Annotated in this window: 24 protein-coding genes; 11 read left to right on the plus strand and 13 right to left on the minus strand. The window is 69.1% G+C overall.

The features are described from left to right. The first annotated feature begins 45 nt into the window (after window positions 1-45). A complete protein-coding gene (locus tag GSE44_RS04760) occupies window positions 46-1,668 on the plus strand; it encodes an ABC transporter substrate-binding protein (protein WP_235924560.1) in 1,623 nt (540 codons plus the stop codon). A gap of 94 nt (window positions 1,669-1,762) precedes the next feature. Here GSE44_RS04760 and GSE44_RS04765 read toward each other — a convergent pair whose 3' ends face one another. The 4 genes from GSE44_RS04765 to GSE44_RS04780 all read right to left on the minus strand — a co-directional run bounded on the left by GSE44_RS04765 (window position 1,763) and on the right by GSE44_RS04780 (window position 5,237). Continuing rightward, a complete protein-coding gene (locus GSE44_RS04765) occupies window positions 1,763-2,227 on the minus strand; it encodes an Lrp/AsnC family transcriptional regulator (protein WP_159347652.1) in 465 nt (154 codons plus the stop codon). Between the two features lie 132 nt (window positions 2,228-2,359). Further along, on the minus strand, window positions 2,360-2,929 hold the full coding sequence (locus GSE44_RS04770) for a DedA family protein (RefSeq protein ID WP_159347653.1): 570 nt from the start codon (window positions 2,927-2,929) through the stop codon (window positions 2,360-2,362). A gap of 193 nt (window positions 2,930-3,122) precedes the next feature. After that, window positions 3,123-4,253, minus strand: a complete 1,131-nt coding sequence (locus GSE44_RS04775) for a type III PLP-dependent enzyme (RefSeq protein WP_159347654.1) — start codon at window positions 4,251-4,253, stop codon at window positions 3,123-3,125. 345 nt (window positions 4,254-4,598) lie between these two features. Then, the gene (locus tag GSE44_RS04780; protein ID WP_159347655.1) at window positions 4,599-5,237 is read right to left on the minus strand and encodes a TetR/AcrR family transcriptional regulator; all 639 of its coding nucleotides are present in this window, start codon (window positions 5,235-5,237) and stop codon (window positions 4,599-4,601) included. A 116-nt stretch (window positions 5,238-5,353) separates the two neighbouring features. Between GSE44_RS04780 and GSE44_RS04785 the strand changes: the two genes are divergently transcribed. Both GSE44_RS04785 and GSE44_RS04790 read left to right on the plus strand, forming a co-directional pair. Further along, window positions 5,354-6,508, plus strand: coding sequence for an HlyD family secretion protein (locus GSE44_RS04785; protein WP_159347656.1), 1,155 nt, complete (start codon window positions 5,354-5,356; stop codon window positions 6,506-6,508). 11 nt (window positions 6,509-6,519) lie between these two features. Then, entirely contained in the window at window positions 6,520-8,106 is a 1,587-nt protein-coding gene (locus tag GSE44_RS04790; protein WP_159347657.1) for a DHA2 family efflux MFS transporter permease subunit, read from the plus strand. A 33-nt stretch (window positions 8,107-8,139) separates the two neighbouring features. Here the strand turns inward: GSE44_RS04790 and GSE44_RS04795 are convergent, their stop codons facing one another. Then, entirely contained in the window at window positions 8,140-8,880 is a 741-nt protein-coding gene (locus GSE44_RS04795) for an SDR family oxidoreductase (protein ID WP_159347658.1), read from the minus strand. A 96-nt stretch (window positions 8,881-8,976) separates the two neighbouring features. On the opposite strand from GSE44_RS04795, the gene GSE44_RS04800 reads away from it, so the two are divergent. The 3 genes from GSE44_RS04800 to GSE44_RS04810 all read left to right on the plus strand — a co-directional run bounded on the left by GSE44_RS04800 (window position 8,977) and on the right by GSE44_RS04810 (window position 10,917). Further along, window positions 8,977-9,576 carry a TetR/AcrR family transcriptional regulator gene (locus GSE44_RS04800; protein ID WP_159347659.1) on the plus strand — a complete coding sequence of 200 codons (600 nt, stop codon included), beginning with the start codon at window positions 8,977-8,979 and terminating at the stop codon, window positions 9,574-9,576. A 116-nt stretch (window positions 9,577-9,692) separates the two neighbouring features. Further along, window positions 9,693-10,085 (plus strand): hypothetical protein, encoded by a 393-nt coding sequence (locus GSE44_RS04805; protein ID WP_159347660.1) that lies wholly within the window; start codon window positions 9,693-9,695, stop codon window positions 10,083-10,085. A 202-nt stretch (window positions 10,086-10,287) separates the two neighbouring features. Then, window positions 10,288-10,917, plus strand: a complete 630-nt coding sequence (locus tag GSE44_RS04810; protein WP_159347661.1) for a hypothetical protein — start codon at window positions 10,288-10,290, stop codon at window positions 10,915-10,917. 42 nt (window positions 10,918-10,959) lie between these two features. On the opposite strand, the gene GSE44_RS04815 is transcribed toward GSE44_RS04810, so the two are convergent. After that, the gene (locus tag GSE44_RS04815; RefSeq protein ID WP_159347662.1) at window positions 10,960-11,751 is read right to left on the minus strand and encodes a thiazole synthase; all 792 of its coding nucleotides are present in this window, start codon (window positions 11,749-11,751) and stop codon (window positions 10,960-10,962) included. Window positions 11,752-11,755: 4 nt separating this feature from the next. Further along, window positions 11,756-11,992 (minus strand): sulfur carrier protein ThiS, encoded by a 237-nt coding sequence (gene thiS / locus GSE44_RS04820; RefSeq protein WP_159347663.1) that lies wholly within the window; start codon window positions 11,990-11,992, stop codon window positions 11,756-11,758. Between the two features lie 130 nt (window positions 11,993-12,122). Between thiS and aroQ the strand changes: the two genes are divergently transcribed. The 4 genes from aroQ to aat all read left to right on the plus strand — a co-directional run bounded on the left by aroQ (window position 12,123) and on the right by aat (window position 15,198). Further along, window positions 12,123-12,578 carry a type II 3-dehydroquinate dehydratase gene (gene aroQ / locus GSE44_RS04825; protein ID WP_159347664.1) on the plus strand — a complete coding sequence of 152 codons (456 nt, stop codon included), beginning with the start codon at window positions 12,123-12,125 and terminating at the stop codon, window positions 12,576-12,578. Continuing rightward, on the plus strand, window positions 12,575-13,048 hold the full coding sequence (gene accB, locus GSE44_RS04830; RefSeq protein ID WP_159347665.1) for an acetyl-CoA carboxylase biotin carboxyl carrier protein: 474 nt from the start codon (window positions 12,575-12,577) through the stop codon (window positions 13,046-13,048). The genes aroQ and accB overlap by 4 nt, the downstream gene beginning before the upstream one ends. Window positions 13,049-13,052: 4 nt before the next feature. Beyond that, the gene (gene accC / locus GSE44_RS04835) at window positions 13,053-14,411 is read left to right on the plus strand and encodes an acetyl-CoA carboxylase biotin carboxylase subunit (protein WP_159347666.1); all 1,359 of its coding nucleotides are present in this window, start codon (window positions 13,053-13,055) and stop codon (window positions 14,409-14,411) included. Between the two features lie 118 nt (window positions 14,412-14,529). Then, window positions 14,530-15,198 carry a leucyl/phenylalanyl-tRNA--protein transferase gene (gene aat, locus GSE44_RS04840; protein ID WP_159347667.1) on the plus strand — a complete coding sequence of 223 codons (669 nt, stop codon included), beginning with the start codon at window positions 14,530-14,532 and terminating at the stop codon, window positions 15,196-15,198. On the opposite strand, the gene GSE44_RS04845 is transcribed toward aat, so the two are convergent. The 6 genes from GSE44_RS04845 to GSE44_RS04870 form a co-directional block, all read right to left on the minus strand. Next, window positions 15,084-16,616, minus strand: a complete 1,533-nt coding sequence (locus GSE44_RS04845; protein WP_159347668.1) for an alpha,alpha-trehalose-phosphate synthase (UDP-forming) — start codon at window positions 16,614-16,616, stop codon at window positions 15,084-15,086. The genes aat and GSE44_RS04845 overlap by 115 nt on opposite strands. A 251-nt stretch (window positions 16,617-16,867) precedes the next feature. After that, window positions 16,868-17,626, minus strand: a complete 759-nt coding sequence (gene otsB, locus GSE44_RS04850; protein WP_159347669.1) for a trehalose-phosphatase — start codon at window positions 17,624-17,626, stop codon at window positions 16,868-16,870. Window positions 17,627-17,675: 49 nt separating this feature from the next. Next, window positions 17,676-18,104, minus strand: coding sequence for a DUF2155 domain-containing protein (locus GSE44_RS04855; protein WP_159347670.1), 429 nt, complete (start codon window positions 18,102-18,104; stop codon window positions 17,676-17,678). Further along, complete coding sequence (locus GSE44_RS04860; protein ID WP_159347671.1) at window positions 18,101-18,328, minus strand: hypothetical protein; 228 nt, start codon at window positions 18,326-18,328, stop codon at window positions 18,101-18,103. Before GSE44_RS04860 ends, GSE44_RS04855 begins: the two co-directional genes overlap by 4 nt. Continuing rightward, on the minus strand, window positions 18,325-18,846 hold the full coding sequence (mlaD, locus tag GSE44_RS04865; protein ID WP_159347672.1) for an outer membrane lipid asymmetry maintenance protein MlaD: 522 nt from the start codon (window positions 18,844-18,846) through the stop codon (window positions 18,325-18,327). The genes GSE44_RS04860 and mlaD overlap by 4 nt, the downstream gene beginning before the upstream one ends. 37 nt (window positions 18,847-18,883) lie before the next feature. Further along, complete coding sequence (locus GSE44_RS04870; RefSeq protein WP_159347673.1) at window positions 18,884-19,240, minus strand: NADH:ubiquinone oxidoreductase subunit NDUFA12; 357 nt, start codon at window positions 19,238-19,240, stop codon at window positions 18,884-18,886. A gap of 167 nt (window positions 19,241-19,407) precedes the next feature. Between GSE44_RS04870 and GSE44_RS04875 the strand changes: the two genes are divergently transcribed. Next, window positions 19,408-20,946, plus strand: a complete 1,539-nt coding sequence (locus tag GSE44_RS04875) for a TSCPD domain-containing protein (RefSeq protein WP_159347674.1) — start codon at window positions 19,408-19,410, stop codon at window positions 20,944-20,946. Window positions 20,947-20,949 lie beyond the last annotated feature (3 nt).

Raw genomic sequence — 20,949 nt, forward strand, 5'->3', positions numbered from 1 at the left:
CCGCTAGTTTGCGTCAGCCAAGATTAAAACCAGGAGAGCTTAAGCATGCCCGCTCCGATCACCCGCCGCCTTTTCGTGACGGCCCCCGCCGCCATGGCGGCCATCACGGGGGGCCTTGCCCCGGCCGTGGCCGATGCCCAGGCCACGCCGGCCTCGGCGAACCGCCCGCTCGTCATCGGGATCGGCGGCGCCGTCACCTCTCTCGACCCGCACTTCTACAATGCGGCCCCGAACAACGGCCTTGCAATGCATCTCTTTGATCGCCTTGTGGAGCGAGATGCGGCCGCCCGCCTGTATCCCGGCCTTGCTCTCAGCTGGACCCCGGTTTCGAACACGGTTTGGGAGTTCAAGCTCCGCCCCGGCGTGAAGTGGCACGACGGCAAGGACTTCACCGCCGACGACGTGGCCTTCACCATCGAGCGCGTGCCGAACGTCCTCGGCTCCCCCGGCGGCTTCGGCGGCTTCATCCGCGCCATCCAGCGGGTCGAGGTGGTCGATCCGCTGACGATCCGCTTCCATACCGCAGCGCCGCATCCGCTGCTCCCGAACGAGCTGGCGGGCGTCGCCGTGATTTCCCGCCATGCGGGCACGGGCGCGAACCCGGAGGACTACAACTCCGGCAAGGCTGCCATCGGCACCGGTCCCTACAAGCTGGCCTCCTACTCCGCCGGCGATCGCACGGAACTGGTTCGCAACGACGCCTGGTTCGGCCCGAAGCAGCCCTGGCCCGCCGTTTCCTACCGCTTCATCGGCAATGACAGCGGCCGCACGGCCGCCTTGCTCGCCGGCGACGTGGACATGATCGACCAAGTGCCGACCAGCGACATCGCGAAGCTGCGCCGCGACAACCGCGTCAAGCTGGCCGAGGTGCAGGGCGTTCGCGTGATCTACCTGTTCCCGGACTACTCGCGCGACGGCAATCTGCCCTTCGTCACGGATAACGACGGCAAGCCCCTGCCGACGAACCCGTTCAAGGACATCCGGGTCCGTCAGGCACTGTCCATGGCGATCAACCGCGAGGCGATCTGCCGCCAGATCATGGAAGGCACTGCCGCCCCGACCGGCCAGTGGCTGCCTCCGGGCGCCTTCGGCTATAATCCGGAGGTGAAGCCGACGCCGTTCAATGCCGAGCGCGCCAAGGCCCTGCTGGCCGAGGCCGGTTACCCGAATGGCTTCAAGCTCACCCTGCACGGCCCGAACGACCGCTACCCGAATGATTCCCGCACCATCCAGGCTGTCGCGCAGATGTGGCAGCGGATCGGCATCCAGACCCAGGTGGAGGCGCTGCCCTGGGCCAGCTTCTCTGTCCGCAACAGCAGGCAGGAATACGCAATCCGCCTGCTCGGCTGGGGCAGCACGACCGGCGAGGCCTCCTACACGCTGGTCAACATCGTCGGTACCTACGATGCGGCGAAGCGCATGGGTGCCAGCAACAACGCCCGCTACAGCAACCCGGAACTGGACGCTTTGACCGCCCGCGCGGTCTCCACGCTGGACGACAGCGAGCGTGAGAAGCTCCTCCAGCAGGCTGTGAAGATGGCCATGGACGACCTGGCCTTCATCCCGCTCCACCAGCTGGTGAATGTCTGGGCCCTAAAGCGCGACCTGAACTACGAGGCCCGCGCCGACGAGCGCACCATCGCCATGGCCGCCAGCCCGGCGGCCTGAACGGGCCGGCGCCCCGGGCCTTCCGCCCGGGGCGCCACCCATCGTTCACAAGACGATTGAAAGCAGGACGGCGAGCCTCGTTTTTCGGTCTGCCTTATTCCTCGTCCGCCTCGGCCACCGGAAGGATCATTGTCTCCTTCGTGGAGGACAGCGCCACGACGATATCCGTCCTCTCCACGCCGGACTGGCTCCGCACCTCATCGGCGACAAACCGCTCCAGCGCCGCCAGGTCCGGCAGGCGCAGCTTCAGCATGTAGTCCCAGGGACCGCTGACCGCGTGGCACTCCAGCACCACCTCGGCCCGGCGCATTGCCTTGCGGAAGGTGCCCTCGTCCCGGCCCGGCTTCATTCCGACCATCACGAAGGCCAAAAGGGCGCAGCCCACGGCCGAAGGGTCCAGCGCGGCGTGCCAGCCGCGAATGGTGCCGCGTTCCTCCAGCCGCTTCACGCGCTCGGCCGTCGCCGATACGGATAGGCCGGCCACTTTGGACAGCTCCGCCAGCCCTGCGGCGCCGTCCTGCTGCACAGCGATCAGGATATTGCGATCAATCTCGTCCATGGGATGCAGAGTAGGGCCTGAAGGGCTCTTGGGAAATCACCGGGATGCAACCATTCCGGGGAGAGGGGTCGCTGGGGTGGCTCCCGGCGACCCCGATGAGCGGGCCATGCGGCCCGCGGGGCCCGGACTGCCTCAGAGAACCATGGCCGTCCGGGCCAGCCGACGTTTGCGGTAGAAGCGGCGGAACAGGAACACGCCCAGGATCACGAGCGCGGCGCCGGCGATGAAGTGGAACAGCCGCTCCGGCCCGATGAGCGCGCCCAGATACCAGCCCGCCGCGACGAAGCTGCTCGCCCAGACCCCGGCTGCGATGAAGTTCAGCAGGGCGAAGCGCAGCCGCCCCATCCCTGCCAGCCCGCAGGCGGCGGCGGCGACATTGCGGATGCCGTAGAGGAACCGGAAGGTGAGCACGAACAGCGTGCCGTATTGCAGCAGCATGGCGGTTGCGCTCGCCATCTTCGCCTCGGCTTTGGGATAGCGCTTCACGAGGCGCGGGCCATAGCGCCGGCCCAGGGTGAACCAGGTCTGGTCCCCCAGGAAGGAACCCAGCCAGACCGACCCCATGAGGAGCCATGGGTCGACCACGCCCGTCATCGCTCCGATGGCCGCTGCGGCCAGGACAAAGGTCTCACCTTCGAAGAACGCCCAGAGGGCGGCCAGCAGATAGGCAGCCGCGCCCCAATCAGCCCATAACTCCGCCACGCCAGCCCCCGGTCTTTTGCCGTATCTTACCGACACGTCATGCGCACGGAAGCAGAATCATCACCGCGTCGCACAATACGAGACCGATTCTTTTGTGCGGATCGCCAGGAACGCAAAAAAGCAAAGGGGCGCCTCGCGGCGCCCCTTCGGTTCGGTAGCATGGAACAGGCGCCGGGTGGCAGCCCTTCCAGGCTCAGATGTAGTGTTCGGCCAGCGGCGCGAAGCCGTTGAAGCCCTGGCTGGCATAGGTGGTCACATAAGCCCCCGTCGCCAGGATCTCGATCCGGTCGCCGGGCTGGAGCTTCGCCGGCAGCCGGTAGTTCGACTTCTCGTAGAGAGTGTCGGTGCTGTCGCAGGTCGGGCCCGCGATCGTCACCGGCCCTTCCTCCGAGCCGTCATGCGGAGTGCGGAAGGCATACTTGATCGCCTCGCCCTCCGTCTCCGCCAGGCCGCCGAAGCGCCCGATGTCCAGGTAGACCCAGCGGACCGGATCGTCCTTCGCCTTGCGGGAGACCAGCACCACCTCGGCCGACACCACCGCCGCATCCGCCGCGATGAAGCGCCCGGGCTCCACCACGATGTCCGGCAGGGCATTGCCGAAATGCTTCGCCATGGCGCCCATGATCGCGTCGCCGAAGGCGTCGATCTCCGGCACCTCCGAGCGGTAGCGCACGGGGTAGCCGCCGCCCAGGTTCACCATGCGTACCTTCACCCCGGCCTCCTTGAGGTCGGTGAAGAGCATGGCGACCTTAGCGATCGCCGCCTCATAGGCTGCCGTGTTGGTCTGTTGGCTGCCGACATGGAAGGAGAGGCCGAAGGGGTCCAGCCCCATCTCGCCCGCCTTCACCATCAGCTCGCGCGCCATCTCGACCTCGCAGCCGAACTTGCGCGACAGCGGCCACTCGGCACCATCATTGCCCACCAGGATGCGGCAATAAACGCGGGAGCCCGGCGCGGAGCGCGCCAGCTTCTCCAGCTCACCCTCGGAGTCGAAGGCGAACATGCGCACCCCGCGCGCATAGGCGGCCTTGATGGCGCTCTCCTTCTTCACGGTGTTGCCGTAGGAGATGGAGCCCGCCTCCGCGCCGGCATCCAGCGCCGCCGAAACCTCCTCCCAGGAGGCCGCGTCGAAGCAGGAGCCGAGGTTCACCAGCCGCTCCAGAATCTGGTGCGCCGGGTTGGCCTTCACGGCATAATAGATGCGGGCATGCGGCAGGGCCGCCTGCAGGCGCCGGTAGTTGGACTCGACGCGATCCACGTCGAGAACCAGGCACGGCGTGGCCGGCTGAACATTGGCCAGAAACTGCGCGATCTTCGGGGTCATCGCACCACCCTCCCCATGCAAGGCGGCAGGCGTCCGCCATCGGCGGAACGGCCCTGCTCAGGTTGACGAACGGTCGAACGAACCAGCGACCAAAGTGAGAGCCCGTCGGCTTTCGCCTCCGGGGGTTGCCAGAACGCTTGACGTCGTTGCGTAACCTTGCGGGCCAGAGGCACGTGCGTACTGCGTCTGAGGCGGCAGATAGCCCCCGCGACCCGGGGGTGCAAGGCCTATCTCGTGGCGAGGCCCGATTTTTTTTGTGACACGTACAAAGAGCCGGAAAGCTCCCGGACGAAACCCTGTCCGGCCCGGCGAATTCGGGGCCGAAGCAGGTCCCGACCGGCCGGATTACGGCGCGGACATCGTCTCCGGCACCCCGTAAGCACGCCGGAAAACCTCCACCGCCTGGTCCACGGTGGCCTGGATGGCCGAAGCCTCGGGCGGTGGGCCGCCCAGCACCGTGCGCAGGTACAATTCCCCCCGGAGCATCCCCATCAGGTGATCCGCGGCCACCGCGGGGTCGGCATCGGCCCGCAGGCGCCCCCGGCGCTGCTCCTCCGCCATGCGGCGCGACAGCCAGGCGCGGCCGGTGGCGGGGCCGGCGGCATAGAAGGCACGGGCCAGATCCGGGAAGCGCGCCGATTCGGCAATCACGATCCGATGGATGGCCATGCTGTCCGGATGCAGCAGGAAGCTCATCCAAAGCCGCCCGATCTCCCGCAGCGCGCCATCGGCCGATGGCGCGTGGGAGGCCATCTCCTCGCCCTGGGCGGCGATGGCGTTGCAACGGTCCTGTACGATCGCGCTGAACAGCGCCTCCTTGCCGGTGAAATGCGCGTAGAGCGTGGCCTTGGAGACGCCCGCCTCCTTCGCCAGCGCATCCATCGACACATTCGCATAGCCTGCGGCCATGAAGAGCCGGGCAGCGGCGGACAGGATGGCCGCCCGCTTGGGGGAAGTCTCGGCAGGGTGCAGGGCGGCGGACAAAGGCGGGGGAACTCCGGTCTGGCTGTCGTCATATTTGATACTGAACCGTTCAGTTTTCCATGGACAGGACGCAAGGCCGGGACCATCTATCGACTGAACTGAACGGTTCAGTTGAGATGAACGCCCGGACGACGCCCATTCCTGATCTCGACACGCGCTCCACGGCGCCGGCCGCAGCGCCGAAGCCGCGCCGTTCCCGCTTCCGCCGCGCATTGCCCGTGATCGCCCTGCTGGTCCTCGCCGGCGGCCTGCTCGGCAGCAGCTGGTACTGGCAGGTTGGCCGTTTCCTGCAGTCCACCGACAACGCCTATGTAGGCGGGGATATCGCCGTCCTCTCCTCCCGCATCGAGGGCGACATCGCCCGCATCCTGGTGGGCGACAACCAGCCGGTGGAAGCCGGACAGCCGCTGATCGAGCTGGACCGGCGCGACTGGCTGGCCCGGCGCGACCAGGCCACCGCCGCCCTGGCCGAAGCCGAAGCCAATATCGGCACCCTGACCGCCCAGCGCGCCCAGGCCGAGGCCCAGGTGGCCTCCGCCGAGGCCCAGATCGCCGAAGCCGAGGCTGAGCGAGTGCGCGCTGTTGCCGATGCTGGGCGCGCCGGCACCCTGGCCTCCGGCGGCTATGGCACGCGCGAGGCCGTGGACCGCACCGTGGCCACCCGCCGCAAGGCCGAGGCGGCGCTGACCGCGGCCCAGGCCGGGCTCGAATCCGCCCGCGGCGCCATTCCGGTGCTCGACGCCCAGGCGCTCTCCGCCGTTGCCCGCCGGGACTCCGCCCGCGCGGCGCTCGCCCTGGCTGAGTCAAATCTCGACTACACCATCATCCGCGCGCCCTTCGCCGGCGTCGCCGGCAACCGCGCGGCGCAGCTCGGCCAGCATGTCCGCGCCGGCCAGAACCTGATCGCCGTCTCCCCGGCGCCGGACCGCCTCTACGTCACGGCGAATTTCAAGGAGACGCAGCTCCGTCGCCTGCATGAGGGCCAGCCAGTGGAGCTTGCCGTCGATGCCGGCGGCACCTTGCATGGCAGGGTGGAAAGCCTCGCCCCGGCCACCGGGGCGCAGTTCTCCCTGCTGCCGCCGGAGAATGCGACGGGCAACTTCACCAAGATCGTGCAGCGCGTGCCGGTCCGCATCGCCATCGATCCGGGCCAGCAGGTCGCCAATCTCCGCCCTGGCCTGTCGGTAGAGGCCGAGGTCGACACGCGCGAAGACCCCGAGGCGCCGCGTTCCCTCTTCGGTACTGCCGCCGCGATGCTCGGCGGCCGCTGAGACCTCCCGCCATGTCTGCCACCGCCAGCTCTGCCATCCCGGCCGCGCCTGCAAACGGGATCGCGGGCGTCTCCACCCGGCACTTCATCGGCTTCATGACGATGGTGCTGGGCATGTTCATGGCGATCCTGGACATCCAGATCGTCTCGGCCAGCATCGGCGAGATCCAGGCCGGCCTGGCCGCCAGCCCGGACGAGGCCTCCTGGGTGCAGACCTCCTACCTGATCGCGGAGATCGTCATGATCCCGCTCTCGGGATTCCTCTCGCGCCTGCTCTCCACCCGCGTGCTCTTCACCATCTCCGCCGCGGGCTTCACCGTGTTCTCCCTCGCCTGCGCCACCGCCAGCTCGCTGCCGGTGATGATCGCCGCCCGCGCCATGCAGGGCTTCCTCGGCGGCGCGATGATCCCGACGGTCTTCGCCACCGCCTTCCTCCTTTTCCGCGGCCCGAAGCGCGCCTCGGTCAGTGTGCTGATCGGCCTTACCGCCACCCTCGCCCCCACCATCGGTCCCACGCTCGGTGGGCTGCTGACCGAGAGCTTCTCCTGGCACTGGCTCTTCCTGATCAACGTGCCGGTGGGCGTGTTCATCGCCGTCGTGGTCTGGAGCACGATGGATATCGACCGCGGCGACACCCGCCTGCTCGGCCGATTCGACTGGCTGGGCCTCGGCGCCATGGCCGTGTTCCTGGGCAGCCTGGAATATGTGATGGAGGAGGGCCCGCGCTGGGATTGGCTGGACGATCCCACCATCGCCGCCTTCGCCTTCGCCTGTGTCGTCTCCGGCTTCATCTTCTTCTGGCGCGCCTTCACGCGGAAGGACCCGATCGTGGAGCTGCGCGCCTATGCCGATGCGAACTTCGCCTTCGGCAGCGTCTTCGCTTTCCTCGTCGGCATCGGCCTCTATGGCGCGGTCTACCTGATCCCGCTCTTCCTCGGGCGCATCCGCGGCTTCAATTCGCTGCAGATCGGCGAGACGATGTTCGTCACCGGCCTCGCCATGTTCCTGGCGGCCCCGGTGGTCGGGCGCCTGTCGCGGGTCATGGACCTGCGCTTCCTCCTCGCCTTCGGCATGGCCACCACCGCCCTGTCCATGTGGCTCACCTCCCGGCTGACGGCGCAATCCGGCTTCGTGGAGCTGTGGCTGCCGCTCTCGCTGCGCGGCATAGGCACGATGTTCGCGATGGTGCCGGTGAACCAGGTGGCGCTGGGCACGCTGGCGCCTGCCATGATCAAGAACGCCTCGGGCCTCTACAATCTGATGCGCAATCTCGGCGGCGCCGTTGGGCTGGCGATGATCAACACGCTGGTGATCGAACGCTCCGCCGCGCACCGCCTCCACCTCATGGAATCGGTGAACTGGGCGCGGCCGGGCGTTTCGCAGTCGGTGGAGGGCATCGCCTCCGCCCTCTCAAGCCGGTTGGGCGAGGCGGCGGACCATGCGGCGCTGGCCCGCGTCTCCGCCATGGTCGCGCGGGAGGCGCTGGTCCTTGCCTATAATGACGTGCTGGTGGTGATCGCCACGCTTTTTGCCTTGGCGGTGCCGCTGGTGTTCTTCGTCAAGCCACCGAAGGCCGGGGCAGGCGGCGGGGCGCACTGAGGCGGGCCTAGGCCCAGCCAGCCCCGCGCCCTCTCAGGCGTTCAGCCCACCATCAACCGTGAAGCCCGCCCCGGTAATGTGCCGGCCACCCGGCCCGGCCAGGAAGGCCACCATGCGCGCAATATCATCGGCGCTCCCGTAGTGGCCGAGCGCGATCAGCTGGCGCTGCGCGGCCGCCTGGGGACCGTCGGCGGGGTTCATATCCGTGTCGGTGGGGCCGGGATGGACGATGTTCACAGTGATGCCGCGCGGCCCCAGGTCTCGCGCAAGCCCCTTGGTGAAGGCGATCAGGGCCGACTTGCTCATCGAATAGACGCTTAGCCCAGGCTGCGTCACCCGGTCGGCCAGGCAGCTTCCCATGTTCACGATGCGCCCGCCCTTGCCGAGATGCGGGATCGCCGCCTGGGAGGCGAGGACGACGGAGCGGATGTTCACGTCGAGCACCGCATCAATATCCTCGAGGCTCATCGTCTCCAGCGGCCCGCCCCGTGCGATGCCCGCATTATTGACGAGGATGTCGAGCCCGCCGAGCCCGCGCACGGCCTGTTCCACCGAGGCCCGAATGGCGACCGGGTCCGCACTGTCCGCTGCGATGGCAAGGCCGCGGCGGCCCAGCGCCTCAATCCCGCGCACCACCTCCGCGGCGCGATCGGCCGAGCGCTCATAGGTGATCGCGACATCGACGCCGTCCTGGGCGAGAGCCAGCGCGATCGCGGCCCCGATTCCCCGGCTCCCACCGGTGACCAGGGCGCGCCTGTCGGTGCTGTCAGCCATGTGCATACCTTTTTGTGTGGTTCAATACAGAATTCATGCGTGCCTTGCCGCCGGCCGTCAACCATTTATATGTTGATCGATAAAAAAGGCTTGCCCATGACTGTTCGCGGACGCCCCCGCAGCTTCGACCGTGACGCCGCCCTCGATGCAGCGACCACCTTGTTCTGGCGCAAGGGCTTCACCGCCACCTCCATCGCCGATCTCTGCCGGGCCATGGGGATTGCCTCGCCCAGCCTCTACGCCGCCTTCGGCAGCAAGGAGGCGCTCTATGCCGAGGCGCTCGACCGCTATGCGGAGGGCTATGAGCCGCGGATCTGGTCGTCACTCGCCCAGCCTGGTCCTGCGCGCGCCGCGATCGAAGGATTCCTCCTCGCCTCTGCTGCCGTTCTCCCGGAATCCGGCAAGCCGGGCGGCTGCATGGTCACCCTTGCCTCCGCGGGGCAGGAGGGCTGCGAGGCCTTGGGGAAGCGCATCCTCCAGTCCCGTGCGGAGGGCCTTGCACGCGTCGAGGCGCGGCTCGCGCAGGCCGCCGACACGGGAGAGTTGCCCGCCGCTACCGATGTGCCGGCCCTGGCGCGATTCTTCCTCGGCGTGCAGCAGGGGATGTCGGTCCAGGCCCGGGACGGCGCCACCTCCGGGCAACTCGAAGGCGTGGCGCGCGCCGCCATGGCGGCCTGGCCGGCCCGGAACCGCTGACCCGGGCTGGCTGCCCCGCCCGCCGCGCCGAGCGATCCTTATGGCGCAACAGCCATTTCGCTCCTCGGGCGTTGTCGCATGGAGTTCCGCCACGGTCGGAGTGAGGAGAGCGCCCCATGCAAGTCGTCCGTCTGGCCCGTTTCCTGGGATGGTTCAGCATCGGCCTGGGGCTGATGGAGATGCTCGGTGGGCGAACCCTCGCGCGGAAGCTTGGTATGCGGCGCCACACGCGGCTGATCCGCGCCTTCGGCGTGCGGGAGATGGCGAATGGCATGGCCATCCTGGCCAACCCGACCTGCGCTCCCTTGCTTTGGGCCCGGGTCGGGGGCGATGCGCTGGACCTCGCGGTCCTGGGCGGCACCCCGGTCTTCGGCCCCCGCGAGCGGGCGAATGTGAAGCTGGCGGTTGCCGCGGTGGTGGGCGTGACGCTGCTCGACATCCTCTGCGCCACGCGCCTCAGCACGCGGAGCGACGAGAAACTGCGCGGCATCCCGCCCTACTGGGACTGATCCGCCCCGAGCGCCGGAGGCATTCCTCCGGGAGAAGGGCATCGCCCTTCATGCGGGGATGAACGCCCTCGGTGCCGGCCCCAGGCCGTGTCGCTCAAAAGCTGGATCGGTCCCGCCGGCAACTTGGCCGGAGAAAACATGCTGCGGTGGGCTTCAACGACCTTTGCTCAGACTCGTTGTCCTTGGAAATGGAGATGACGCCGTGGCTTCCGTATCCGAGCATCGTCTCTTCGAGGCGCTCGCCACGATCACCCGGGCCTTCGCCGATGGCGGGGTGCCGAGCCTCGACGGGAGTCCAGCCGAGCCGAATGCCGATCCATCCCCGGCCATAGAAGCGCTCAACCCGGAAACACAAGAGGTACTGGGCGAAGCCGCGCTGGCGGTGGCCTACGGCGCCTTCGCCTCCCGCGGTGGCGATGGCGGGCCGATCCATACCCTGACGGCCGCCATGGGACTCATGGCGATGCTTGCGGATGAGGAGCCCGATCCTCCCGCTGAAATTCTCGGGATCGTCGCCGATGGCCAAAGGGTCGAGGCCGAGATCGACAGGGCAGGGGAGGCCATCGATCAGGAATTCGGGAGGGACGCGCAGTGCGAGACCATCATCGAAGCACTGGAGGCCCGGATTCTTGGCACGGCCATCACGCTCGCGGGTTGTACATTGCCCGAAGGCGTTGAAGGCCAGGCGGCCGTGCGTCTCCGTGCGGCCCGCTGCCTTACCCGGCTCGCGGCTGGCATGTTGCTCATGAACGTCGCGGGCGGGACGGCACCTGGGGCCGGTCCGGCTGCATCACCGGAAACACCCCCTGGGACGCCGAACCGAGCCCCCTGATCCGGGCGGGGCAGGCGAAGGCGTGCCCTGGGTGATCCGCTCCTAGCGGATCAGCCCGCTCATCGGGCTGGAAGCATCCGCCGCATAATTCCGCGGCATCCGCCCGGCCAGGAAGGCGTGCCGCCCGGCCTCCACCCCCGCCTTCATCGCCCGTGCCATCCGCACCGGATCCCGGGCATGGGCGATGGCGGAATTCAGCAGCACGGCGTCGCAGCCCATCTCCATCGCCTGGGCCGCCTCGCTGGCCGTGCCGATCCCGGCATCCACCAGCACCGGCACTTTTGCGTTCTCGATGATCGAGCGCAGCATGAACGGGTTGGACAGGCCGAGGCCGGAGCCGATCGGGGCACCCAGCGGCATCACCGCCACGCAGCCCATCTCCTCCAGACGCTTCGCCGCCAGCGGGTCGTCGGCGCAATAGACCATCACCTGGAAGCCATCCTTGATGAGGGCCTCCGCCGCCTCGAAGGTCGCGGGCATGTCGGGGTAGAGGAAGGGCGGAGGGCCGAGGACCTCCAGCTTCACCAGGTTCCAGCCCCCGGCCTCCCGCGCCAGGCGCAGCGTCCGCACCGCATCCTTCGCCGTGTGGCAGCCGGCGGTGTTGGGCAGGTAGGTGTAGCGGTCCGGCGGCACGAAGTCCTGCAGCATGGGCGCGCCGGGGTCCGAAAGGTTCACCCGCCGCACCGCCACCGTCACCATCTCGGCCCCCGAGGCCTCGATGGCGGCAGCGGTCTCCTCCAGGCTCTTGTACCGCCCGGTCCCGACCACGAGGCGGGAGCGGAAGCGGCGGCCGGCCACCTCCCAGGCGTCGTCCTGGGTCGTCATCCCGTCCATGGCCTCAGCCTCCCCCGATGAAATGCACGATCTCGAGCTGGTCCCCGGCCTCGAGCAGGGTCGTCCCATAGGCGGAGCGCGGAACGATTTCCTCGTTCCGCTCCACAGCCACCTTCCGCAGGTCCAGCCCCGCCTCGGCCAGGAAAGCGGAGAGGGGGAGGGGGGCGGGGAGGGCGCGGGCCTCGCCGTTCACGGTGATATGCAGCGCGCTTGGCGCCGCCAGGGGAGCGGATCCGGGCATGGCCTGGCGGATGTGGCACGGCCGGGCGCCGGGTTGAAGGGGGCGCGCCGTTTGCGTGCGGCCGCGCGCGCATGCTAGCCCGGCCGCGCATAGACCCGGGCGAAACCCCGGGCGGACCGGAACCAAGACCGTGGAACCCCCGCTGATCGCCGTCTTCAACGGCCCGAACCTCAACCTCCTGGGCATGCGGGAGCCGGAGAAATACGGCACTGCGACGCTCGACGACGTCGAGGCGCTTTGCGCCGAGGCGGCGGAGGAGCTTGGTCTGGCGATCGACTTCCGCCAGACCAACCTGGAAGGCGAGCTGATCTCCTGGATCCAGGAATGCCGCGGCAATGCCGCCGGCATCATCATCAACCCGGCAGGCTATTCCCACACATCCATCGCGCTGATGGATGCGTTGCTGGCGGTGGACCTGCCGGTGGTCGAGGTCCATATCACCAACATTCACCGGCGGGAGGCCTTCCGGCATCTCTCCTACGTCTCCCGCGCGGCGGTGGGCGTGATCTGCGGGCTGGGGGTCGGGGGCTATGCCCTCGCGCTCCGCGCAATCGCCGGCATCATCGGTCAGGACGACACGCCATGAGCGGCCTCTCCTTTGACCCGGACGCGATCCGCGCCCTGGCCAAAATCCTTCGTGAAACAGATCTCACCGAGATCGAGCTGGTTGAGAACGAGAGTCGCGTCCGCGTGGCGCGCAACCTGCCCGCCCAGCAGGTGGTACAAGCCGTCGCCGCGCCCGCGCCGGCCGCCATGGCGCCCGCCGCCATGCCCGCTGCGGCCGCGCCGGCCGCCGCCAGCGACGAGGTCACCGCAGCCACCCCAGGCGCCGTCACCTCGCCCATGGTGGGCGTCGCCTATCTCTCGCCCGAGCCTGGCGCCGCGCCCTTCATCACTGTCGGCGGCAAGGTCGCGCAGGGCCAGACGGTGCTGCTGATCGAGGCGATGAAGACCTTCAACCAGATCAAGGCCCCCAAGGCTGGCACGGTGACCCGCATCCTCATCGAGAGCGGCATGCCGGTCGAGTTCGGCGAGCCCCTCCTGGTCATCGAGTAATCGCGTGCCCGCCTTCAACAAGATCCTGATCGCCAACCGGGGCGAGATCGCGCTCCGCATCCACCGCGCCTGCCAGGAAATGGGCATCCGCACGGTGGCGGTGCATTCCACCGCCGACGATACGGCCATGCATGTGCGCCTGGCCGATGAAAGCGTCTGCATCGGCCCGCCCTCGGCGCGCGACAGCTATCTGAACGCCGCCGCAATTCTCTCCGCCGCCACCATCACCGGCGCGGAGGCGATCCATCCCGGCTACGGCTTCCTCTCGGAAAACGCGCGCTTCGCCGAGATGGTGGAGGCCCATGGCCTCGCCTTCATCGGGCCGACGGCCGAACATATCCGCATCATGGGCGACAAGATTGCCGCCAAGGACGCGATGCGCCGCCTGGGCGTGCCGCTCGTCCCTGGCTCGCCCGGCGCCCTCGCCTCGCTGGAGGAGGCGCGGGAGGTCGCCGAGCAGATCAAGTACCCGGTGCTGATCAAGGCAGCCGCCGGCGGAGGCGGGCGCGGCATGAAGGTCGCGCATACGGCCGATGAGCTGGAGGATGCCTGGCGCATTGCCCGGACCGAGTCCAAGGCCGCCTTCGGCGATGACAGCGTCTATATGGAGAAGTATCTCGACCGCCCGCGGCATATCGAGATGCAGATCCTGGCCGACACCCACGGCAATGTGGTGCATTTCGGCGAGCGCGACTGCTCCCTGCAGCGCCGCCACCAGAAGCTGGTGGAGGAGGCCGGCAGCCCCGTCCTTACCGCTGCGACCCGCGACGCGCTGGGCGTGACGGTGACCAATGCGCTGAAGCAGCTTGGCTACCGTGGCGCGGGCACGCTCGAATTCCTCTATCAGGACGAGCAATTCGCCTTCATCGAGATGAACACCCGCCTGCAGGTGGAGCATCCGGTGACGGAAATGGTCTGCGACGTGGACCTGGTGCGCGAGCAGATCCGCGTCGCCGCCGGGGAGCCCCTCGGCTACGAGCAGAAGGACATCCGCTTCAGCGGCCATGCCATCGAATGCCGCATCACCGCCGAGGACCCGGTCACCTTTGCCCCGAGCCCCGGCCGCGTCACCGCCTATCACGCCCCGGGCGGGCTGGGCGTGCGCGTCGATAGCGCGCTCTATGCGGGCTATTCCGTACCGCCGCATTACGACAGCCTGGTCGCCAAGCTGATCGTCCGCGGCGCCACCCGCGCCGAGGCCATCGCCCGTGCCCGGCGTGCCCTGACCGAGATGGTGGTGGACGGCATCCGCACCACCATCCCGCTACACCAGATCATCATGGATGATCCGGAGTTCCAGGATGGCGACTACACCATCCACTGGCTGGAGCGCTTCGTGGCGCGCCATACGCCGGGCGGCTGAACGCGTTTTCGGATGTATCTTCCGGCGTGGGCCCGTTGGCGCCGCGCCGGGGATGCGCCTATCTTCTGTCCATGCGGCATCGCCAGGATCGAAGCCCGTCCGCCACCCGGACCACCGGATGAGCCGGCGCGCGCTTCCGATCACGCCTGAACTCGTTCTCCGCGCCTATCGCGCCGGCCTGTTTCCCATGGCCGAGAGCCGCCGCTCCGGCCGCCTCTACTGGCTCGACCCGAAGATGCGCGGCATCCTGCCGCTGGACGGCTTCCACCTGCCGCGCCGGCTGCGCCGCACGGTGCTGTCCGGGCGCTTCGAGGTGACGGCGGATACCGACTTCCCCGCCATTCTCGCCGGCTGCGCCGCCCCCGCCCCGGGGCGGGAGGACAGCTGGATCAATACCGAGATCGAAGACCTGTTCAACGCGCTGCACCGCATGGGCAACGCTCATTCGATCGAGGTGCGGCAGGAGGGGGAACTGGTCGGCGGCCTCTATGGCATCCGGCTCGGCGCCGCCTTCTTCGGGGAGAGCATGTTCTCCCGTGTCAGCGATGCCTCGAAGGTCGCGCTGGTGCATCTCGTCGCCCGCCTCCGGCGCGGCGGCTTCACCCTGCTCGACACCCAGTTCCTGAACGAGCACCTCGCCCGCTTCGGGGCGATGGAAATCCCCCAGGCCGATTACAGGAGCCGCTTGGCCCTCGCCGTGGACAGGTCCGCCACTTGGCTGACGAAGCTGTCCTCCGAAGAGCTGTCCGAGGAAGTGGACGCGCTGCGCGCCAGCACCCTCGGCTGAAACACCGACAGCGCGGCCGCGCGGGAATGCGTGGTCTCGGTCGTGTCCGGCCGCTCCAGCGCGTCCAGGAAGGACTTGGCCCAGCCGGTCACGCTATGCGCCTGCAGCCGGCGGAACATGGCGGCGTGACGTTCCCGCCTCTCGTCCAGCGGCATGGTCAGTGCGGCATTCATGGCCTCGGCGACGCCCACAGCATCCAGCGGGTTCACCAGCAGTGCCTCCGGCATCCCCTCCGCCGCGCCGGCGAAGCGCGACAGCACCAGGACGCCGGGATTCTCCGGGTCCTGCGCCGCCACATATTCCTTGGCCACGAGGTTCATCCCGTCCCGCAGCGGCGTCACCAGCCCGACCTGCGCCATGCGGTAGTAGCCCGCCAGCGTGTCCCGCTGCACGGCCCGCCCGACATAACGGACCGGCGTCCAGTCCGCGTCCGAGTAGTCGCCGTTGATACGGCCGGCGAGATGCTCGATCTCACGCTTGAGATCCTTGTAGGTCTCCACATCCTCGCGTGAGCGCGCGGCGACCTGGAGGTAGGTCACGCGGCCCCGGTGCTCTGGGAAGCGCTCGAGCAGCGCGCCGAAGGCCCGCAGCCGCTCGGGCAAGCCCTTGGTGTAGTCCAGCCGCTCCGCTCCGATGATGAGGGACCGGCCAACCAGGCTCGCCTCGAATCGCCGGGCGTCCGGCTGCGTGATGCTATGCGCCGAAAGCTCGGCGAACTCGTCGGTCGCAATGGCGATCGGGAAGGCGCGGAATCGGGTGCGGCGGCCGCGGAAGCGCACCTCGCCCCCCGCACGCATCTTCATCCCGGTGCCCTGGGACATGCAGTCCATCAGCCCCGTCAGATCTCGATGCGTCTGTACCCCTACCAGGTCATAGGCCAGCAGGTCGCGGATCAGGTCCTCGCCCCCTGGCATGGCCGAGAAGACCGCCCAGGGCGGGAATGGGATGTGATGGAAGTAGCCGATGCGATGCCGCGATCCCAAGGCGCGCAGCTCCGCCCCGAGCGGAATCAGCTGATAGTCATGCACCCAGATCGTGTCGTCGGGCCGCAGCAGGGTGAGCAGCTTCTTGGCATAGCGCCGGTTCACGCGGCGGTAGCACTCCGCCTGGTCGCGGTCGTAGCTCAGCAGCCCCAGGCGGAAATGGAACATCGGCCAGAGCGCGGAGTTCGCGTAGCCGGCGTAGAAGCCGTCATAGGCTTCCTGGGGCAGGTCGATCACGGCGTAGTCCACGCCGCCGCGCCGCGCGTGCTTCACCACGTCCGGCGGGTCGGCCAATGCCGTTCCGCTCCACCCGAACCACAGCCCGCCGCGGTTGCTGAACGCATCCTTGAGCGCGACGGCCAGACCGCCGGCCGCGGGCGCGTCCCCACGCTTCGGTACGGCTACGCGATTCGAGACGATGACGAGGCGTCCCACGATCCCTCCTATCTGCCGACCTGGGACACCGCGAGCGGCGCCCCTACCGGCAATTCTGATTTCAGATGGGGCCCCGGACGCGGAACGTTACCCCTCACGCCATGCCACACGGCGGAAGAACCCTCCGTGCAACTCCGGCGAGCGGAACGCCCGCACATCGCCTCACCCTCCCCTGTTCCGCCACATTTGGAAAAACCGCCCAGGTCAGGGGGGGTTTCCCCATCCGGCGGGTCGCCAACCTCAATCCTCCATCAATCCAACGACGTGCCGGCCGTCACCGAAGCGGCGAGCCGGGAGAGCCATGCCCGCACCAGGGCCGGCCGGCCCGCGAAGTCATCGGGCACGCGGAGCCCGTAGCCACCATATTCCGCGCAGGCGGCCATGCCATCTTCATCGGTGATGTCATCGCCGATGAAAATCGGGCGGCGCCCACGGAAAGGCGCGATCGCCATCAGCCTGCGTACCGCGCCCCCCTTGTCCGCTCCCACAGGCCGCAGATCGGCCGCCGCATGGGATGGCACCACATGGAAGCCCCGGGAATCGTCGCGCAACAACCCATGTAGGAGGGCGAGCGCCTCCGCCTCCGCCTCGGGCCTTTGGCGGAAATGCAGGACCAGGCCGTGCGTCTTGTGCTCGGCCAGCGTGCCGGGATGGGCGGCGGCGAATTCATCGGCCGCGCGCCGCCATTCGGGCAGCGGCACGGGCAGGGGAGGGGCGCCGGGCAGGGCCGGGTCGAGCACCGCCCCGTGCTCCGCGCCGATCGGCAGGCTGGGAACGCCCGTATAGCCGCGGGCCACCGCCAGCCCGCGCCCGGTCACCACCGCGACCGCGCCGCCCAGCGCCACCTGCAGGCGGGAGAGCAGATCAGGCAACTCCTTCGGCACCACCACGGCATCGGGCCGGGCAGCGATCTCCAGCAGCGTGCCGTCCATGTCGAGGAAGAGGGCTGTGTCGGGGCCCGGCATTGCGGGCCCAGCCAGCGCGGGACCAGGATTGGAGGACTCGTTCATCGCGCCTCTCATCCAAGGCCGGCGGCGCGCTCGGCGGGAAATCGGTCCATCACCGGCAGTCGAGGATCCGGAGATCGTAGACCGGATGCTCCAGCATATGCGCCGCCGGCGCATTGGCCAGCATCCAACCACGGAAGGCGAGCGGCGCGTTAGCGCCGAGCAGGTCGTCCCGCACCTCAATGAAGGCGGCGGCGTCCGGCACCTCGTCCGGCGGCCTGGCATTGCAGGCGCGCACGGTGATGGTCAGCGAGCCGAAGCGCGTGGGCTGGCCCACCGAGGCCTTCAGCACCGTGATCCGCGCCGTCACCTTGTCCAGCGCCTGGAGTTCGGCGGTGCGCCTCTGCACCCATCCCGCCTCTGCCGGCGGACCCTGGTCGGAATTCTGGGCCGAGTTCGGCACCGTGCCCGCGGGCTGAGCTTGGCCGGCCACCGGGGCCGCGAAGGCAAGCGCGGCGAGAAGAACGAATACGCCCCTCATGCCTGGCGCTTTGGGCTGGGCAGCGCGGCGACGAGATCGGTCAGCACCTGCCGCATCGCCGCCTCGTCCACCCCCATCAGCACCGCATCCTCGAAGGTGTCCCGCAACACCTGCGCCGCCTCGGCGTGGTTCTCGGTCAGCATCTTCAGCTTCTCCCGGCAGGAGATGGGCTGTCCGTCGGCACCCGGCCAGCGTTCGGGCGGGGCGAGGGGATCGGCCGTCACCGCGCACTGCCCCCGGCAGGGGCCGGGGTCGGCGTGTTCTGCGCGCCTTCCCCCTGCTGGTTCGTATTCATCTGGGTCACGGAGAAGATGAAGCGGCCCAACAAGCTTTCGAGGCTCACCGAGGATTGCGTGATCTTCACCTCGCCCCCTGAGGCAAGGCCCCGCTCGCTGCCCCCTGGCACCAGCGCCACGTATTTCCCGCCCAGCAGCCCTTCCGAGGTGATCTCGGCGGAGCTGTCTTCCGGCACCTTGATGGCCGAATCGACGTTCAGGGTCAGCACGGCCAGATAGGTCGCCGGGTCGATTCGCTGGGCCGTCACGCTGCCCACCTTCACCCCTGCGATCCGCACATCGGCGCCTGGCGCGAGGCCGTCGATCCGGTCGAAGCGTGCAGTGAGGATCAGCCCCCCGCCCGCGCTGGAGCGGCCCGAATTGGTCACGGCGAATACAAGAAACAGCACGGCGGCGAGCAACACCACCGCGCCGGCCGCGATCTCCGCGACTCCGCGACCTTTCACGCCGCCTGCCCTGGCGTTCTCATCGGCATCCCGCGCATCAGGATCCGGGCGTCCAGGCCTCGTAATCCCCCGCCGTGGGGTTGCGCTTGCCGCCGGCATAGTCATGCCCGCTGGGCCGGTAGGCATCGGGTGTACCCGTCACGTTCGGCTTGTGCGGCTTCATCCAGGGCAGCCGCCGGGCGGTGTCCATGGGCGAGTTCACGGTGTGGTGCAGCCAGCCATGCCACTCGGGCGGCACGGTCGTCGCCTCAGGGGCGCCGGCATAGACAACCCAGCGGCGCTTGCGGCCGTAGTTCATGTAGTCGCGGCGGCTCTCGAAATAGACATTGCCGACGGAATCGGCGCCGATCCTGCGGCCGGTAAGACCAGAGAGCCAGCGCTGCATGGCGGACATGGAAGGTCTCCTGCCGATGCGGGCGGGTGAAGGACGGCGCTGCATATGGCACGGCGAGGCCCGAGGGAAAAGGCAGGGCGGGCGCACACCTGATCTTGTGTCCGAGTCGCGCCCCAGCCACGACATGGCGGCTTCACCACCGCTCGCGGCGGGCCTATGGTCGCCTCATGACGCGTAGAGACGGCACGATCCGGGACACCGTTTGGGAAGGGGTGGCGATGCGCCGCGCCCGTGCCTGCGCCGATCCTGATGCCGATCCGCGCCTTGTCGCGCTGCCCGCCGCCTGGGACGACGGCGCGGCGGAGGCCCTGGCCGCTCTGGCTCCCGGAGACGGGCCGGTTGCCCTGCCTCGCCTCGCCGAGGGCTGGATCAGGCGCGTCGCCGCGCGCGGCCGCAAGCTCGGTATCCTGGGCAGCGCCGAAGCGGCCGAGGGCTTCGCGGCCGGGCTGCGGAGCCTCGTCCTCGGCCGCCGGGGCGCTCCCGGCGCGGGGGTCTGGGCGAATGACGTGAAGGCCGATCCCCGATTCGTGCTGAACCTGCCCGCTTTCCTTGATGCCGAGGGCGGCTTCGACTCTGCCGGTTATGTCGCCGCCACGCGCCTTGGCGTGACCGTGCTGGAAATCCTGGGCAATGGCCGCGCGACGCGCCTGCGCCTCGGCTTCGCCGATCTTGCCGGCCTGCTTGCGGCGCTGCGCCTGGACTACGAGTCGCCCGAGGCCCGGGCGGTCGCCATCGCCATCGCCGCCCTGACCCGCGGCACCGCCGAAGCCGTTTCCGGCGACCTGGCCGAAACCTTCGGCGCTCGCGAACCGGTCTCCCTGCTCTGCCCGGCGCCGCCCGAGTCGCTTCCTGTGCCAGGCCTCGCCGAGGCTGCCCGCGCCGCGCTGGACGCCGCCGCGGCCGCCCCCGGCCTGCGCCACGCCGCGATCTTCGCCCTCTCGCCGCCGGATGCGGTGGAGGCGCTGCTTGGCGCCGAGACGGGCGGCCTCGCCCCCGCCGCCGCCGCCACCCGGCTTGTCTCCACCCCCGATGGCGCCGTGGCCGAAGTTCCCACCCGGGCTGCCCTGCTCGCCGGCGAGGATGCCGCGCGCCTTCTCGCCCCACGCGGCCCCGAGGCGCGTGCCGCGATGGAAGCGGCGCTGCGGCCCTGGCTGCATGTCGCGGCCCCCGGCGCCCCGGTGTCGGCACAGGCACCGCGCCCGGCGCCGAAGCCCCGTGCCCAGCCGGCCCATGGGCAGCCCGCCCATGGCCGCGGTGCTGTGTGGAAGGTGTCGATCGGCGGCCATCGCGTGACCCTGCGCACCATGGAAGGCAGCAAGGGGCTGGAGGAGATTTCCCTCACCCTCGCCAAGGATGGCGCCGCCTTCCGCGCCATGGTCGATGCGCTCTGCCATTCCGTGACGGTCGGGCTGAACGCCGGGGTGCGACTCGACGAATACGTCCAGACCTTCGCCTATACCCGCTTCGGCCCCGCCGGCGTGGTGGAGGGCGATCCGGCTATCCATCGCGCCTCCTCCGTGCTCGACTGGGCCTTCCGCCGCCTGGCGCTGGACCATCTCGAGGGCCGTTTCCTGCCTGACCCGACCGAGGAGGAATGCGGCGCGGATCATCTCGGCACCGCTGCGCAGCAGCTTCCGCTCCTGCCCGACCTTCCCTCCACCCCCGCGCCGGCCACGCGCCGCCGAGCCCTTCGGCTGGTGGGCTGAGGC

It is taken from the genome of Muricoccus harenae (assembly GCF_009848505.1).
In the GTDB taxonomy this organism is placed as follows: Bacteria; Pseudomonadota; Alphaproteobacteria; order Acetobacterales; family Acetobacteraceae; genus Roseomonas; species Roseomonas harenae.